The sequence below is a fragment of the Pseudomonas sp. R32 genome, assembly GCF_009866705.1.
GTDB lineage: Bacteria > Pseudomonadota > Gammaproteobacteria > Pseudomonadales > Pseudomonadaceae > Aquipseudomonas > Aquipseudomonas donghuensis.
In genome coordinates, this window is the sequence record NZ_CP019396.1 from 3,993,677 (window position 1) to 4,008,228 (window position 14,552).

The 14,552-nt window shown below is 61.4% G+C and carries 13 protein-coding genes and 5 tRNA genes; 7 read left to right on the plus strand and 11 right to left on the minus strand.

Features of this window, described 5'->3' with window-relative positions; genetic code table 11:
- Positions 1–63 precede the first annotated feature (63 nt).
- Positions 64–687, minus strand: a complete 624-nt coding sequence (locus PspR32_RS18435; protein WP_159388995.1) for a glutathione S-transferase — start codon at positions 685–687, stop codon at positions 64–66.
- A 184-nt stretch (positions 688–871) separates the two neighbouring features.
- Here PspR32_RS18435 and PspR32_RS18440 point away from each other — a divergent pair, with 184 nt between their 5' ends.
- Both PspR32_RS18440 and PspR32_RS18445 read left to right on the plus strand, forming a co-directional pair.
- Positions 872–3,319: an acyl-CoA dehydrogenase gene (locus tag PspR32_RS18440; protein ID WP_159388996.1), complete on the plus strand. Its 2,448-nt coding sequence runs from the start codon at positions 872–874 to the stop codon at positions 3,317–3,319.
- 68 nt (positions 3,320–3,387) lie between these two features.
- A complete protein-coding gene (locus PspR32_RS18445; protein ID WP_010223202.1) occupies positions 3,388–3,795 on the plus strand; it encodes a PA2817 family protein in 408 nt (135 codons plus the stop codon).
- Positions 3,796–3,898: 103 nt separating this feature from the next.
- Here the strand turns inward: PspR32_RS18445 and PspR32_RS18450 are convergent.
- From PspR32_RS18450 to PspR32_RS18470, 5 genes are all read right to left on the minus strand, one after another.
- Positions 3,899–3,974, minus strand: a tRNA-Gly gene (locus PspR32_RS18450).
- Positions 3,975–4,065: 91 nt separating this feature from the next.
- A tRNA-Gly gene (locus tag PspR32_RS18455) sits at positions 4,066–4,141 on the minus strand.
- A gap of 5 nt (positions 4,142–4,146) precedes the next feature.
- Positions 4,147–4,222 (minus strand) — tRNA-Glu (locus PspR32_RS18460).
- Between the two features lie 103 nt (positions 4,223–4,325).
- Positions 4,326–4,401, minus strand: a tRNA-Gly gene (locus PspR32_RS18465).
- Positions 4,402–4,403: 2 nt separating this feature from the next.
- Positions 4,404–4,479 (minus strand) — tRNA-Glu (locus PspR32_RS18470).
- Positions 4,480–4,815: 336 nt separating this feature from the next.
- On the opposite strand from PspR32_RS18470, the gene PspR32_RS18475 reads away from it, so the two are divergent.
- The gene (locus tag PspR32_RS18475) at positions 4,816–5,583 is read left to right on the plus strand and encodes a hypothetical protein (protein WP_010226281.1); all 768 of its coding nucleotides are present in this window, start codon (positions 4,816–4,818) and stop codon (positions 5,581–5,583) included.
- 103 nt (positions 5,584–5,686) lie between these two features.
- Here PspR32_RS18475 and PspR32_RS18480 read toward each other — a convergent pair whose 3' ends face one another.
- Positions 5,687–6,169: a GAF domain-containing protein gene (locus PspR32_RS18480; RefSeq protein WP_010226283.1), complete on the minus strand. Its 483-nt coding sequence runs from the start codon at positions 6,167–6,169 to the stop codon at positions 5,687–5,689.
- Complete coding sequence (locus PspR32_RS18485; protein WP_010226285.1) at positions 6,166–7,056, minus strand: ATP-binding protein; 891 nt, start codon at positions 7,054–7,056, stop codon at positions 6,166–6,168. The genes PspR32_RS18480 and PspR32_RS18485 overlap by 4 nt, the downstream gene beginning before the upstream one ends.
- A gap of 82 nt (positions 7,057–7,138) precedes the next feature.
- On the opposite strand from PspR32_RS18485, the gene PspR32_RS18490 reads away from it, so the two are divergent.
- Complete coding sequence (locus tag PspR32_RS18490; protein WP_174242302.1) at positions 7,139–9,499, plus strand: response regulator; 2,361 nt, start codon at positions 7,139–7,141, stop codon at positions 9,497–9,499.
- On the opposite strand, the gene PspR32_RS18495 is transcribed toward PspR32_RS18490, so the two are convergent.
- Both PspR32_RS18495 and msrB read right to left on the minus strand, forming a co-directional pair.
- Positions 9,492–9,977 (minus strand): glutathione peroxidase, encoded by a 486-nt coding sequence (locus PspR32_RS18495; protein WP_036996497.1) that lies wholly within the window; start codon positions 9,975–9,977, stop codon positions 9,492–9,494. The two genes, PspR32_RS18490 and PspR32_RS18495, sit on opposite strands and share 8 nt — an antisense overlap.
- Positions 9,978–9,993: 16 nt before the next feature.
- Complete coding sequence (msrB, locus tag PspR32_RS18500) at positions 9,994–10,386, minus strand: peptide-methionine (R)-S-oxide reductase MsrB (RefSeq protein WP_036996498.1); 393 nt, start codon at positions 10,384–10,386, stop codon at positions 9,994–9,996.
- Between the two features lie 167 nt (positions 10,387–10,553).
- On the opposite strand from msrB, the gene PspR32_RS18505 reads away from it, so the two are divergent.
- Both PspR32_RS18505 and htpX read left to right on the plus strand, forming a co-directional pair.
- Positions 10,554–11,765 carry a pyridoxal phosphate-dependent aminotransferase gene (locus PspR32_RS18505; protein ID WP_010226289.1) on the plus strand — a complete coding sequence of 404 codons (1,212 nt, stop codon included), beginning with the start codon at positions 10,554–10,556 and terminating at the stop codon, positions 11,763–11,765.
- 225 nt (positions 11,766–11,990) lie between these two features.
- Complete coding sequence (gene htpX, locus PspR32_RS18510; RefSeq protein WP_036996500.1) at positions 11,991–12,878, plus strand: protease HtpX; 888 nt, start codon at positions 11,991–11,993, stop codon at positions 12,876–12,878.
- Between the two features lie 48 nt (positions 12,879–12,926).
- Here the strand turns inward: htpX and PspR32_RS18515 are convergent, their stop codons facing one another.
- Positions 12,927–13,577, minus strand: coding sequence for a thiopurine S-methyltransferase (locus PspR32_RS18515; protein WP_100782056.1), 651 nt, complete (start codon positions 13,575–13,577; stop codon positions 12,927–12,929).
- Between the two features lie 104 nt (positions 13,578–13,681).
- Here PspR32_RS18515 and PspR32_RS18520 point away from each other — a divergent pair, with 104 nt between their 5' ends.
- Positions 13,682–14,449: a DODA-type extradiol aromatic ring-opening family dioxygenase gene (locus PspR32_RS18520; protein WP_159388997.1), complete on the plus strand. Its 768-nt coding sequence runs from the start codon at positions 13,682–13,684 to the stop codon at positions 14,447–14,449.
- Positions 14,450–14,552 lie beyond the last annotated feature (103 nt).

Genomic DNA, 14,552 nt, shown 5'->3' on the forward strand with positions numbered 1-14,552 from the left:
AAGTACAGTCATGTGTATCGATAATAACTATCAGATTGACCGTAGTTACCCGATCAACAGCGATCAGGTCAGTGCGGTCATCACTGCCGCCTGGTACGCCGGGCGCTCCCGCAAGCGTTCATACCAGGCGCGCAGGTGACGCATTTCGGGACGCTCGATAGGCATCTCGAACCAGGCATACGCAAAACAGCCCAGCGGAATGTCGCCCATGCCCAGGGTATCGCCGGACAGATACGGCGAATTGGCCAAGGCCTGATCTGCAATCGAAAGCAGCTGCGCGCAGGTCTTGTGCGCGGCGTTGATTGCCAGCCAATCCCGCTGCTCTTCAGGCGTGCGCACCATGCCCCAGAACAAGGGGCGAAACGGCGTGGCGAGCGACGAGGTGACCCAGTCCATCCACTTGTCCGCCTCGGCGCGCTTGCGCGCGTCCGTCTCATACCAACCCGACGCGCTACCGTATTGCGCGCACAGGTAGCGTACGATGGCATTGGACTCCCAAAGCACCAGACCGTCGTCTTCGATCATCGGCACCAGGCCGTTGGGGTTCAATACCCGGTATTGCGGGTCATTGACCAGGCCGAAGGCGCCCCCGGCATTTATCGACTCATACTCAAGGCCAAGCTCTTCGGCACACCACAGTGCTTTCCTGACATTGGTCGAGTTCTTCCTACCCCAGATCTTGAGCATGACATATCCCTATTGGTTTGACGGGTCGCCCAGTCTACTCCAGGCGATCACGCTGGCAATCGTCTGGCATTCAGGCGAACTCCTGAGGTCATGTCCTGTCACTGTTCAGGCAAGCCGTTTAGCCGATGCGGTCTAAGCTTCGATGGATGGCGAAATGCCCTGATGTTTCACGGAGGAACTTCCTATGTTGCTGTTGTGGTTAGTGGTCCTGGTGATCGGCGTGGCTTACCTGGCCCACCGTCGCATTGCCGCCTTGCCAGCATTGGGCATCGTCGCCCTGTACCTGCTGGCGATGGGCATTTTCAGCCATTCACCGGTCTGGTTGCTGACGATCTTCTGGCTGTTGCTGGCCGCCGTGGCCGCCCCGCTGCTGCTCCCCGACCTGCGCCGCAACGTGCTCAGCGCACCGTTGTTCGGCTGGTTCCAGCGTACCCTGCCGCCGATGTCGCAGACCGAACGCGAAGCCATCGACGCCGGCACCGTGTGGTGGGACGGCGAATTGTTCAGCGGCCGCCCGGACTGGAACACCCTGCTCGGCTATTCCAAGGCCGAACTCACCGAAGAAGAACAGGCCTTTATCGATGGCCCCACCGAAGCACTCTGCGCCATGGTCAGCGACTGGCAGATCGGCCAGGACCTGGACCTGCCACCCGCCGCCTGGGAGCACATCAAGCACCATGGTTTCTTCGCCTTGATCATCCCCAAGGAGTACGGCGGCAAGGGTTTCTCGGCCTATGCCCACTCGCAGGTGGCGATGAAGCTGGCGACCCGCAGCGGCGACCTCGCCTCGACAGTCATGGTGCCCAACTCCCTCGGCCCGGCCGAACTGCTACTGCACTATGGTACCGACCAGCAGCGCAATCACTATCTGCCGCGCCTGGCCCGTGGTGACGAGATCCCCTGCTTCGCCCTCACCGGCCCGCTGGCCGGCTCCGATGCTGGCGCCATGCCCGATACCGGCGTCATCTGCAAAGGCCAGTGGCAAGGCGAGGAAGTCATCGGCCTGCGCCTCAACTGGGAAAAGCGCTACATCACCCTCGGCCCTGTCGCCACCCTGCTGGGTCTTGCCTTCAAGGCCTACGACCCCGAACACCTGCTGGGCGACAAGGAAGAACTGGGCATCAGCCTGGCACTGATCCCCACCGACATCCCTGGCGTCGAGATCGGCAAGCGCCACCTGCCGTTGGGCGCGGCGTTCATGAACGGCCCCAACAGCGGCAAGGATGTGTTCGTGCCGCTGGACTTCCTCATCGGCGGCCAGGACATGCTCGGCAAGGGCTGGATGATGCTGATGAACTGCCTGTCGGTGGGCCGCTCGATCTCCCTGCCGGCAGTGGGCACGGGCGCGGCCAAATACACCAGCCTGGTCACCGGCCAATATGCGCGTATCCGTGAGCAGTTCAATGTGCCACTGGCGGCCTTCGAAGGTATCCAGGAATCCCTCGCGCGCATCGGCGGCAACGCCTTCCTGATGGACAGCGCGCGCCTGCTCACCGCCAAGGCCGTGGACCTGGGCGAGAAACCCTCGGTGCTCTCGGCGATCCTCAAGTACCACCTCACCGAGCGCGGCCGTGAGTGCATCCAGCACGCCATGGATGTGCATGGCGGCAAGGGCATCATCATGGGCCCGAACAACTACCTGGGGCGCAACTGGCAAGGCGTGCCGATCTTTATTACCGTCGAGGGTGCCAACATCCTCTCGCGCAACCTGATGATCTTCGGCCAGGGCGCGATTCGCTGCCATCCGTTCGTGCTCAAGGAAATGGCTTTGGCCGGCCGCGAAGACCACGACCAGGCACTCAAGGAGTTCGACCAACTGCTCATGCAGCACATCGGCTTTGCCGTGGGCAACGCCGCCAGCACCCTGGTCCTCGGCCTGGGCCTGGGTCACTTCGAGAAAGTCCCGGGCGATGCCTTGAGCCAGGGTTACTTTCGTGCCCTCAACCGTCAGGCGGCGGCCTTCGCCCTGCTCGCGGACCTGTGCATGATGCTGCTCGGCGGCGAACTCAAACGCCGCGAACGCCTGTCGGCGCGCCTGGGCGATGTGCTCAGCCACCTGTACCTGGGCTCGGCTGCACTCAAGCGTTACCACGACCTGAACTCGCCCGAGCACCTGCAACCGCTATTGCGCTGGGCCATGGAAGAAAGCCTCGGCCAAGCCGAAAAAGCCCTGGACCGGCTGCTCGACAACTTCCCCAATCGCTTGCTCGGTTACGCCCTGCGCCTGGTGGTGTTCCCGTTCGGGCGCCGCCACAGCGGGCCAAGCGATGAACTGGACGCCGAGATCGCCGAACTGATTGGCCGCGCCAAGGGCGACCCGGCCCTGGAAGAACTGCTTGCCGGTTGCTACCGACCGCAAGCGGAGGGTGACCCGGTTGCGGCCCTGCAACAGGCCTACGAGCAACTCAGCGCAAGCGAGCCGCTGCGCAAAAAGCTGCAGCAGGCACTCAAGAGCGGCCAGGTCGCCGCCGCCCCGGGCGAATCGGTAATCGATGCTGCCCTGCATGCCGGCGTGCTGCAAGCCGTTGAGGCGCAAAGCCTGCATGCCGCTGAAACGGCACGCCGCCGGGTGATCGATGTGGACGCCTTCAACAAGGAGGAACTGCTACCGGCCGACGGCAAGATTCGCTAAGAGCCGGGACATCGGGCGCCGGGCGCCGTATACTCCCGCGCCCGTTTTTGCTCAAGAGGATTGCCAGCATGGCTACCGATCGCCTGGAATATCATCTCGCCCTGCTCACCCACCTGCGCACCATCCTGGTTGCCTTGGGCGAAGCCGAGCAGGTACCGGAAGAAAGCCACGCGCTGTTTCTGGAGCGCTTCGACGAGCTGATGCTGCAACTGCCGGTCGACCCGGAAAGCACCTATCTTGGCCAGGACATCATCTGCCAGGTCATCCAGCGCTACCCGCAAATCGCTCACCTGGTCCCGCGCGACCTGCTGTGGTTCTTTGGCGGCGACTGCCTGCACTTCATGCCGGAGAACGAGCTGGACATGTACCAGGAACTGGAAGAGCGCCGCTTCGAAGCCGAGCAGAATGACGAGCCCTTCGACTGGAATCAGGAAAAACAGCTGCTGAGCATGTCGGACGACGACAGCAAGCATTAAGCGCTACAGGCGCGCAGGGCTGACAACAGTCCTGCCGTCTGCAGGTGGCGGTTAAAACCGAGACGAAAAAAAACGCCGTTCAAATGAACGGCGTTTCTTTATTTGGAGCGGGAAACGAGACTCGAACTCGCGACCCCGACCTTGGCAAGGTCGTGCTCTACCAACTGAGCTATTCCCGCAAATTTTGTAGCGACCGGCAAACCGGCAAGAACAAGCGCTGATGCCCTTGTTCCATCACTACAGCGTTATCAAACGCTGGAGCACCATATTTGGAGCGGGAAACGAGACTCGAACTCGCGACCCCGACCTTGGCAAGGTCGTGCTCTACCAACTGAGCTATTCCCGCAAAAATGGCGTCCCCTAGGGGACTCGAACCCCTGTTACCGCCGTGAAAGGGCGGTGTCCTAGGCCACTAGACGAAGGGGACGACGCCCGAAACATGCAATGCATGCTTCAGTTACCAACTCAAACCGTTAAGATCTGACGCTGGGTTTTTACAAGCCCTGCCGTTAAGCAAAGCCTTTGTAAACTGGAGCGGGAAACGAGACTCGAACTCGCGACCCCGACCTTGGCAAGGTCGTGCTCTACCAACTGAGCTATTCCCGCATTGGCGTCCCCTAGGGGACTCGAACCCCTGTTACCGCCGTGAAAGGGCGGTGTCCTAGGCCACTAGACGAAGGGGACACACTACAACATTCACTCCCTGCCGCGTTTCGCTGTGTGCTTTACGCTGCAAGTGGCGCGCATTCTAGGGATGCTTTGATAAGCCGTCAACCCCTCTGTATAAATTTATTTAAATCAATGACTTCGCGAAGCTTTGCAGCCTTCTGCCAGGCCATCGCGCGCCTTACGCTTGACGTTTTTTTTCTGACGCTCTACCCGCCTTCGGCCCAGCAGCCACGGCAGGTTGAAAGCAAAAGGCCATCAACTACCCCCCAGGCAACTGCCAAACAGCTCTATCCGGCTAAAAGCTAAGCCACTACACTCAAACAGTAAATCATCCTGTATGAGGCGTTAACGGTGACACCACTTCTGATCACCCTGCTTATAGTAGCGGGGATCGCGTTATTGATCGTGATCGGCTACCTGAACAACGTGGTCGAGAACAACAAGCTCGAGCGTGCCCGGCTGAAGATCGAGCTGGCCGAACGTTTGCGCCGTTGTGGCGAAATCACCGAAACCTTTCCTGGCCAGTTGATGACCCCGGCACTCAAGTTGCTACTGACCCGCCTGGAACTCAACCTCAACCAGCGCCGACTGGCCCTGGACAAACACAGCCGCGACATCCGGGCGCGGATTGCCGAGCTTGAAGGGCTGATCGCCAAGGGTGAGGCGCTGCCGGTGAACAATCCGCCGATGCCGATTCAAACCGAAGCCCGGGCCAAGGATGTCCGCTTCCTGCTCGAAGGCATGCATAACCAGATTACCCGTGCTGCTCAGGAAGGCTTCCTGCCGACCAACGAGGCCAAGTACTGGGTCAAGGAAATCCGCCATATCCTGGTACTGCTGCACATCGAGTTCTTCAACAACCTCGGCCAGCAGGCGCTGCAGCAAAACCAGCCAGGGCATGCACGCCTGGCGTTCGAGCGCGGCGTGCAGTACTTGCGCAAGCAGCCGGACCCGGCGGTTTACCGCGAGCAGCTCGAGTACATGGAGAAGCTGTTGGCCCGCGCCAACGCTCAGGTGCTGAGCCAGCTGGAACCGGCCGCGGACGAAACCAACGCCTTGACCGAAGGCCTGAAAACCGACACCACCGAAGACTGGAAGAAGAAAGTCATCTACGACTGAGTTCTGGTTGACCCGATCGCCGGCAAGGCCGGCTCCCACAGGTCCTGTATACACCGAACCTTGTGGGAGCCGGCCTTGCCGGCGATCGAGTGCAAAGCGCTCGTCAGCAATCAGTCAAACGCAGAAAGATCCCCGCCAAGCGCTCCAGCCCCGCCTGATCCACCTCACTGAAGCGCGCCAGCTTAGGGCTGTCCAGGTCCAGCACGCCAATCAAGCGCCCGTCCTTGACCAGCGGAATCACCAGCTCACTGTTCGATGCACTGTCACAGGCAATGTGCCCGGGAAATGCGTGCACGTCTTCGACCCGCTGGGTTTCCCGGCTGGCCGCGGCCGCACCGCATACACCGCGACCGAAGGGAATACGCACACAGGCCACCTGCCCCTGAAACGGCCCGAGCACCAGTTGCTCGTTGCGATTGAGGTAGAAGCCAGCCCAGTTCAAGTCATCGACCTGGCTATAGAGGAACGCCGAAAACTGCGCGGCGTTGGCAATGAAGTCACGCTCATCGGCAAACAGGGCTTCCAGCTGAGCCGCCAGCAGGCCGTAGCCTTCGAGGCCAGCGCCGGTAGCGTTGAGGTCGATCATGGTTTTTGCTCCAACAGTTTCAGCCCGACCCAATAGCGGGCGAACTGGTAGGCGCATCTGCCGTTACGGTTGCCGCGGCCGGTCGCCCAGCGTACAGCGAGAATGTCCAGCTCCTCGTCGCGGCTCCAGACCAGCTCCGCGCGCCGGGCCAGCTGGCCGATCCAGTGTTCGACCACGTTGAGGAAGTGCTCCTGGGTGAAGGGGTAAAACGACAGCCACAGGCCGAAGCGGTCAGACAGGGCAATCTTGTCTTCCACCGCCTCGTTGGGGTGCAGCTCGCCGTCGACCATCTTCCAGTTTTCGTTGTCGCTCTGTTTCTCCGGCACCAGGTGGCGGCGGTTCGAGGTAGCGTACAGCAGCACGTTATCCGGGGCCTGCTCCAGCGAGCCATCGAGCACGCTCTTGAGCACCCGGTAATCGCCCTCCCCGGCTTCGAACGACAGGTCATCGCAGAACAGCACGAAGCGTTGCGGCAGTTTCTGCAGTTGCTCAACCACCCGCGGCAAGTCGGCCAGGTGATCACGCTCGATTTCGATCAGGCGCAGGCCGGCCTCGGCATGCTCGGCCAGCAACGCTCGCACCAGCGATGACTTGCCGGTACCGCGCGAACCCCAGAGCAGTGCATGGTTGGCAGGCATGCCATCAAGAAACTGGCGGGTGTTGCGCCCCAGTTGCTCGCGCTGCTGATCGACACCGATCAGGTCGGACAGGCGCATGTCGAGGCTGACCTCCAGCGGCAACAGGTAGCCGCTACGGCCATCACGCTGCCAGCGCGCAGCCAGGCATTGCGACCAGTCGATGTTCGCACGCACCGCCGGCAACAAGGGCTCAAGGCGGGCAAGCACGGTTTCTGCACGTTCCAGAAAAGCATTCAAACGAGAGTCCACAAGATTTCCTCAAGACAGTTGCAAGGACAAAGGCATAGCTGAATGTGTGACAGGGCGTGCCAGCAGCCGGGACTGATCGGCTATGCTTGCGCAGCGCACGGAATGTGAAACTGGCTCGGGACTCATGGATATCAAGTTCACCAATCGCCTGTCCTACAAGCAAGCCCGGCTGACGGTCCTGGTCGGCTTCATCCTGGGTACATTGCTCAGTCTCATCCAGATCGGTATCGATTATGCCAGTGAAGACGCCTCTATCAACCGCGAGATGCTGTCGCTGCTGGAAATCAGCCATAACCCGGCCTCGCGCATCGCGTACAACATCGATGCCGAGCTGGCCCAGGAGCTGACCCGCGGCTTGCTGCAATCGCCGGCGATCACCCGCGCCTGGCTGATCGACAACAACGACACCGTACTCGCCGATGTTCAGCGCCCACGCCAGGAAAGCAGCTACCGGCTGATCAGCGATTTCCTCTTCAGTGAGTCACGCCAGTTCCAGGACCGGCTGTTTCTCAGCCATATGCCCGACGAGTCCCTGGGCACGCTGTTCCTGGACGTCGACACTTTTGCCTTCGGCAGCCGCTTTCTCAAGCGTGCCGAAGTCACCTTGCTCAACGGTTTCATCCGCAGCCTGATTCTGACCGGCATTCTTCTCGGCCTGTTCTACATCATGCTGACCCAACCGCTGGTACGGGTGATCAGGGCCTTAAGCAACAGCGATTCACGCAATCCGTCGCAGTCCAAGCTGTCGTTCCCACCGGGCCATGAACTCGACGAGATCGGCGTGCTGGTCAAGGTCGCCAACCAGCAGTTCGTCAGCATGGCCACCGAGATCCAGCAACGGCGCAACGCCGAAAACCGCCTGACCGATTACCTCAACGAACTGGAGAACATCGTCTCGGCGCGCACCAATGAGCTCAAGGCCAGCAACACCCGTCTGAGCCAGTCCAATGAAGAGCTCGAAGTCGCCCGGCGCCGCGCCCTGGACATGGCTCAGGCCCGCGCGGCCTTCCTGGCCAACATGAGCCACGAAATTCGCACGCCGCTCAATGGCCTGCTGGGCATGATCGCCCTGTCCCTGGACAGCCCGCTCAATGCCGAGCAACGTCAACAGCTGTCGATCGCCCACGACTCGGGAAAAGTGCTGGTCGAGCTGCTCAACGATATTCTCGACCTGTCCAAGTTCGACGCCGGGCAGCTTGAACTCGAGCGCATCCCCTTCGACCTCGGCGCCCTGGTCGAAGACACCGCCAATCTGCTGTCGCAGAACGCCGCACCGAGTGTCGAGCTGACCTGCCTGATCGATCCGCTGTTTCCCTCGATGGTACTCGGCGACCCAACCCGGGTGCGGCAGATCGTCAGCAACCTGCTGTCCAATGCCTTGAAATTCACCCGCTTCGGCCGTGTCGATGTGCGCCTGACCAGCTACCCCGGCGGTATTCGCCTGGACGTCTGCGATACCGGCATCGGCATCCCCAGTGAAGCCCAGGTGCGGATCTTCCAGCCCTTCACCCAGGCCGGTGCCGGAATCACACGCCAGTACGGCGGTACCGGCCTGGGGCTGGCGCTCACCAACAACCTCTGCGAAGCCATGCAGGGGCGCCTGAGCATCAGCTCCGAAGCCGGTTTCGGTAGCCAGTTCAGCGCCGAATTGCCCTTGCCCAGCCACACCCCGGCAGTCCCTGCACAACCGTTGCAGGGTAGCGTTGCCGCAATCAGTAATGCCAGCAGCGGCCTGGCCGAACTGTTGCTCACCCTGCTGCCCGGCTGGGGCCTGGACTACCAGCGCTACGATCATCCGACGCAACTTGGGCAGGCACAGCCAGATCTGCTGATCACCGACGACCTGGACTGCCTGTTCAGCCTGCGCCCGCAGATCAGCGCGCCGATTCTGCTGGTGACCGCCTATGGCAACTTCCTGCCCGGTGAACAGGCCGCACACCTGGCGCCGTTGCAGCAGCAGGCGCGACCGCTGGCGCGCAATGCCCTGTATCAGACGCTGCGGCGCACCCTGCATGGCACCGACAACATCAACCAGTCCCCATTGGACGGCGCCCAGCACAGTGAACGGCGCGCGCGCATCCTGCTGGTCGAGGACAACCCGGTGAATCAATTGGTGGCCAAGGGCATGCTGGCCAAGCTCGGCTGCGAGGTCAGCGTTGCCGCCCATGGCGCCGAAGCCCTGGAACAGCTGGAACAGGCACCATTCGACCTGGTGCTGATGGACTGCAACATGCCAGTGATGGACGGCTACGAAGCCAGCCGGCGCATCCGCCAGAGCGGACGCTGGCCAGACCTGCCGATCGTCGCCCTGACCGCCAACGCCATGCCCGAGGAACGCGAACGTTGCCGGGCAGCGGGGATGAGTGATTACCTGGCCAAACCGTTTCGCCGCGAAGAACTGCTGGCGCTGATCGATCACTGGGTGCCGCTGAAGGCTACCTGAGCAGCTTTTCGATCGAGCCGGTCAAGGCGTCCGGCTTGGTGCTTGGCGCATAGCGGCTGACCTTGCCGGTGGCCGGATCAATCAGGAACTTGGTGAAGTTCCACTTGATCCCTTGCAAGCCGAACAAACCGGGCGCGCGCTTTTTCAACTCGACGAACAACGGATGGGCACCGCTGCCGTTGACCTCGATCTTGCGAAACAACGGGAAGCTGACACCGAAGTTGAGCTCGCAGAACTGCGCGATCTCCTGCGCATCACCGGGTTCCTGCTTGCCGAACTGATTGCAGGGAAAGCCCAGCACCACCAGCCCCTGTTCGCGATAACGCTGCCAGAGCTGCTCCAGGCCTTTGTACTGCGGAGTAAAACCGCACTGGCTGGCGGTGTTGACCACCAGTAGCGCCTTGGCGGGGTAATCGGCCAGGGCTTTTTGCTCACCGGTGAGGGTAATGCAGGGGATCTTCAGCATTGCGTCGGCCATGACCTTTCTCCTTTTATCAGCGGGGCACCAGGTCCAGGCAGACCGAGTTGATGCAATAGCGTAGCCCGGTCGGCGGCGGGCCGTCAGGGAACACGTGCCCCAGGTGGGCGTCACACTTGGCGCAGGTCACCTCGGTGCGGATCATACCGTGGGAGGTGTCGCGAATCTCGATCATCGCGCTGTCGGCAATCGGCTCGTAAAAACTGGGCCAGCCGCATCCGGAGTCAAATTTGGCTTTCGAATCGAACAGCGCTTCGCTGCAGCAGATGCAATGGTAGACGCCGTCGGTCTTGGTGCCATTGTACTTGCCGCTGAACGGCCGCTCGGTGCCCTTCAGGCGGCACACGTTGTACTGCTCGGGGTCGAGCATGGCGCGCCATTCTTCGAGGGTTTTCTCGAGTTTTTCCATCATCAGGCCTCATCTGTCCAAAAACCCCGCGCCATGGCTTTTCCACAGGGCGGGCGGCACGTATATTATTGCGCCTCATCAGACATCAGTCTGGCACCCGCGTCACACGCATATCAAACGTTTTCACAGCGCATTGCGCGGCGATCTTTTCTAATCGGGATCACATCATGCAGGTCAGCAAATCGAACAAGCTCGCCAATGTCTGCTACGACATTCGCGGCCCGGTGCTCAAGCACGCCAAACGCCTGGAAGAGGAAGGCCATCGCATCCTCAAGCTGAACATCGGCAACCCGGCACCCTTTGGTTTCGAGGCGCCGGACGAGATCCTCCAGGACGTGATCCGCAACCTGCCGACCGCCCAGGGCTACAGCGACTCCAAAGGCCTGTTCAGCGCGCGCAAGGCGGTCATGCAGTACTACCAGCAAAAGCAGGTAGAAGGTGTCGGCATTGAAGACATCTATCTGGGCAACGGCGTCTCCGAACTGATCGTGATGTCGATGCAGGCGCTGCTCAACAATGGCGACGAAGTGCTGATCCCGGCTCCGGACTATCCGCTGTGGACCGCCGCGGTAAGCCTGGCCGGCGGCAACCCGGTGCACTACCTGTGCGACGAGCAGGCCGACTGGTTCCCGGACCTGGACGACATCAAGGCCAAGATCACCTCCAACACCAAGGCCCTGGTGATCATCAACCCGAACAACCCGACCGGCGCGGTGTACTCGCGCGAGCTGCTGCTGGGTATGCTCGAACTGGCCCGCCAGCACAACCTGGTGGTGTTCTCCGACGAGATCTACGACAAGATCCTCTACGACGAAGCCGTGCACATCAGCACCGCTTCGCTGGCGCCGGACCTGCTTTGCCTGACCTTCAACGGCCTGTCCAAGTCCTACCGGGTGGCGGGTTTCCGTTCCGGCTGGCTGGCCATCTCCGGGCCCAAGCATCACGCCCAGAGCTACATCGAAGGCATCGACATGCTGGCCAACATGCGCCTGTGCGCCAACGTGCCGAGCCAGCACGCGATCCAGACCGCCCTCGGTGGCTACCAGAGCATCAACGACCTGGTACTGCCGCAAGGCCGCCTGCTCGAGCAGCGCAACCGTACCTGGGAGCTGCTCAACAGCATTCCCGGGGTCAGTTGCGTCAAGCCGATGGGTGCGCTGTATGCGTTCCCGCGCATTGATCCGAAGGTCTGCCCGATCCACAACGACGAGAAATTCGTCCTCGACCTGCTGCTCTCGGAGAAACTGCTGATCGTTCAGGGGACAGCCTTCAACTGGCCGTGGCCGGACCACTTCCGCGTGGTGACCCTGCCCCGGGTCGACGACCTGGAGCAGGCCATTGGCCGTATCGGAAACTTCCTGAAGACATATCAGCAGTAACCTACCGTTGATATGGAATCGTCTGCGCCATTAGCGGCGCAGACCTTACACACCGAGTTTTCAGCACTGATATCACCCGCCGCTCTGGCGTGCGGGTTGCTGGAATTCGTCTGTAATACAGGCAAGTACACAGTTTGAAATAGTCGCCCGGTTGAATCACCGCAGCGCGCACCTTATATACCCCGCATACGTGACACTTTTATCCGTCAGGAGAACGTAACAACCATGATGCGCATCTTACTGTTTGTGGCCACCAACCTCGCGGTTGTGCTGATTGCCAGCATTACCCTGAGCCTGTTTGGCTTCAACGGGTTCATGGCGGCCAACGGGGTTGACCTCAAACTCGACCAGCTGCTGATTTTCTGCGCGGTATTCGGCTTTGCCGGCTCGCTGATCTCGCTGTTCATCTCCAAGTGGATGGCGAAGATGAGCACCGGCACCCAGATCATCAGCCAACCGCGCACCCGCCACGAACAATGGCTGCTGCAGACCGTCGAGGAGCTGTCCCGCGAAGCCGGCATCAAGATGCCGGAAGTCGGTATCTTCCCGGCTTACGAGGCCAACGCCTTCGCCACCGGCTGGAACCGCAACGATGCCCTGGTAGCGGTCAGCCAGGGCCTGCTCGAGCGTTTTTCGCCCGATGAAGTGCGCGCCGTACTGGCCCACGAAATCGGCCACGTGGCCAACGGCGACATGGTCACCCTGGCCCTGGTGCAAGGCGTGGTCAACACCTTCGTGATGTTCTTTGCCCGCATCATCGGCAACTTCGTCGACAAGGTGATTTTCAAGAACGAAGAAGGCCAGGGCATTGCCTACTACATTGCAACCATCGTCGCCGAACTGGTACTGGGCATTCTGGCCAGCATCATCGTCATGTGGTTCTCGCGCAAACGCGAGTTCCGCGCCGACGAAGCCGGTGCCCGCCTGGCCGGCACCAACGCAATGATCGGCGCCCTGCAGCGCCTGCGCTCGGAACAAGGCGTGCCGGTGCACATGCCCGACACCCTCAATGCCTTCGGCATCAATGGCGGCCTCAAGCAGGGCCTGGCTGGCCTGCTGATGAGCCACCCGCCGCTGGAAGACCGTATCGAAGCCCTGCGCCGTCGCGGCTGATCGGACACCGGTAACAAAAAAGGGCGACTTCGGTCGCCCTTTTGCATTTCAGCGCTGCAGGCGGTACACCCGCTCGGACAGCTGCGGCACTGCGGCCTGAACGAACTTGGGGCTTTCGGCGAGAATGTCCCGCGCCTCCAGCTCAAGAGGCTGCCAGTCAGCAAACAACTGCTGCACCTCAGCATCGACCACGGCAAAGGGCGGCCCCGGCAGCAGGGCCTGGTCGTAATCCATGGTGATCAACAGCCCCTGGCAACCTTGCGCCAGGCACCCGCTGAGCAGCGCCGCATAGCGCTCGCGCAACGCCGGCGGCAAGGCGATCACCGCCGCTCGGTCATACAGCGCACTGCAGTCAGCGATATCTTCAGCATTCAGGGCAAAGAAATCTCCGCACCAAAGCTCCAGATTACCGCTGCGATAGGTCGTGAACACACCTTGCTGAGCGACCTCAGGCTGTAACTGCTGCTCGCTGAAAAAGTCCTCCACGGCACGCTGGGAAAGCTCGATGCCGAGCACCCGATGGCCCTGCCCGGCCAGCCAGGCCAGGTCCAGGCTTTTGCCACACAGGGGCACCAGCACCTTGCTGCCGGACGCCAGGCCCAGGGCCGGCCAATATTGTTGCAGGTAGCTGTTGACCTGCCCCTGATGAAAGCCGATCTGGTTGTCTGCCCAGCGCTTGTGCCAGAACTCTGCCTGCATGGCATACCTCGAATTATTCGATCAGATTATGCAAAAACTTATATTGGAATTAGATCAATGATCTGCCTGAAGATAGCCCCATCTTAACCTTCAGGACGCTCCCCATGCTGCCCAGCCTGTTTATTTCTCATGGCTCGCCGATGCTCGCCCTCGAGCCAGGCGCCAGCGGCCCGGCCCTGCAGCGCCTGGCAAGGCAACTAGCGCGACCCAAGGCCATCGTGGTGGTCTCCGCGCACTGGGAGAGCCGCGAGCTGTGGGTATCCAGCCATCCCCACCCCGAGACCTGGCATGACTTCGGCGGTTTTCCCGCCGCCCTGTTTGCCGTGCAATACCCCGCGCCCGGCGAGCCGGCGCTGGCCGAACGCCTCAAGCACCTGCTGTGCGATGCCGGCCTGCCGGCCCGCCTGGACCCCAAGCGACCGTTCGATCATGGCACCTGGGTACCCTTGTCGCTGATGTACCCGGCCGCCGACATTCCCGTGGTACAGGTTTCACTACCCAGCCAGCTGGGCCCACAACTGCAGGAACGGATGGGCAAAGCGCTGTCCGGGCTGCGCGAAGAAGGCATCCTGCTGATCGGCTCAGGCAGCATTACCCACAACCTGCGCGAACTGGATTGGCAGGCCGGCCCGGACAGCGTCGAGCCCTGGGCCCTGGCATTTCGTGACTGGATGATCGACAAGCTGGCAGCCGACGACACCCCTGCCCTGCATGACTACCGCCAGCGGGCGCCGTTTGCAGTGCGCAACCATCCGAGCGATGAGCACTTGTTGCCGCTGAACTTCGCCCGGGGTGCAGGTGGGCGCTTCGGGATTGCCCACCAGGGGTTTACGCTCGGGGCGCTGGGGATGGATATCTACCGGTTCGACTGATCCTGCGCGCTCGATCGCTGGCAAGACCGGCTCCCACAGGGTAGATGCACGCTCCCACTACAGACAATTGCTCCCACGGACAGCGCCACAGCTTGGCACAGGC

Excerpts from the sequence above, each read along its gene's own strand:
- PspR32_RS18435 (WP_159388995.1), bottom strand. The coding sequence starts at position 687 with ATGCTCAAGATCTGGGGTAGGAAGAACTCGACCAATGTCAGGAAAGCA.
- PspR32_RS18440 (WP_159388996.1), top strand. The coding sequence starts at position 872 with ATGTTGCTGTTGTGGTTAGTGGTCCTGGTGATCGGCGTGGCTTACCTG.
- PspR32_RS18445 (WP_010223202.1), top strand. The coding sequence starts at position 3,388 with ATGGCTACCGATCGCCTGGAATATCATCTCGCCCTGCTCACCCACCTG.
- PspR32_RS18480 (WP_010226283.1), bottom strand. The coding sequence starts at position 6,169 with ATGATCGACCTCAACGCTACCGGCGCTGGCCTCGAAGGCTACGGCCTG.
- PspR32_RS18490 (WP_174242302.1), top strand. The coding sequence starts at position 7,139 with ATGCTTGCGCAGCGCACGGAATGTGAAACTGGCTCGGGACTCATGGAT.
- PspR32_RS18495 (WP_036996497.1), bottom strand. The coding sequence starts at position 9,977 with ATGGCCGACGCAATGCTGAAGATCCCCTGCATTACCCTCACCGGTGAG.
- msrB (WP_036996498.1), bottom strand. The coding sequence starts at position 10,386 with ATGGAAAAACTCGAGAAAACCCTCGAAGAATGGCGCGCCATGCTCGAC.
- PspR32_RS18505 (WP_010226289.1), top strand. The coding sequence starts at position 10,554 with ATGCAGGTCAGCAAATCGAACAAGCTCGCCAATGTCTGCTACGACATT.
- htpX (WP_036996500.1), top strand. The coding sequence starts at position 11,991 with ATGATGCGCATCTTACTGTTTGTGGCCACCAACCTCGCGGTTGTGCTG.
- PspR32_RS18515 (WP_100782056.1), bottom strand. The coding sequence starts at position 13,577 with ATGCAGGCAGAGTTCTGGCACAAGCGCTGGGCAGACAACCAGATCGGC.
- PspR32_RS18520 (WP_159388997.1), top strand. The coding sequence starts at position 13,682 with ATGCTGCCCAGCCTGTTTATTTCTCATGGCTCGCCGATGCTCGCCCTC.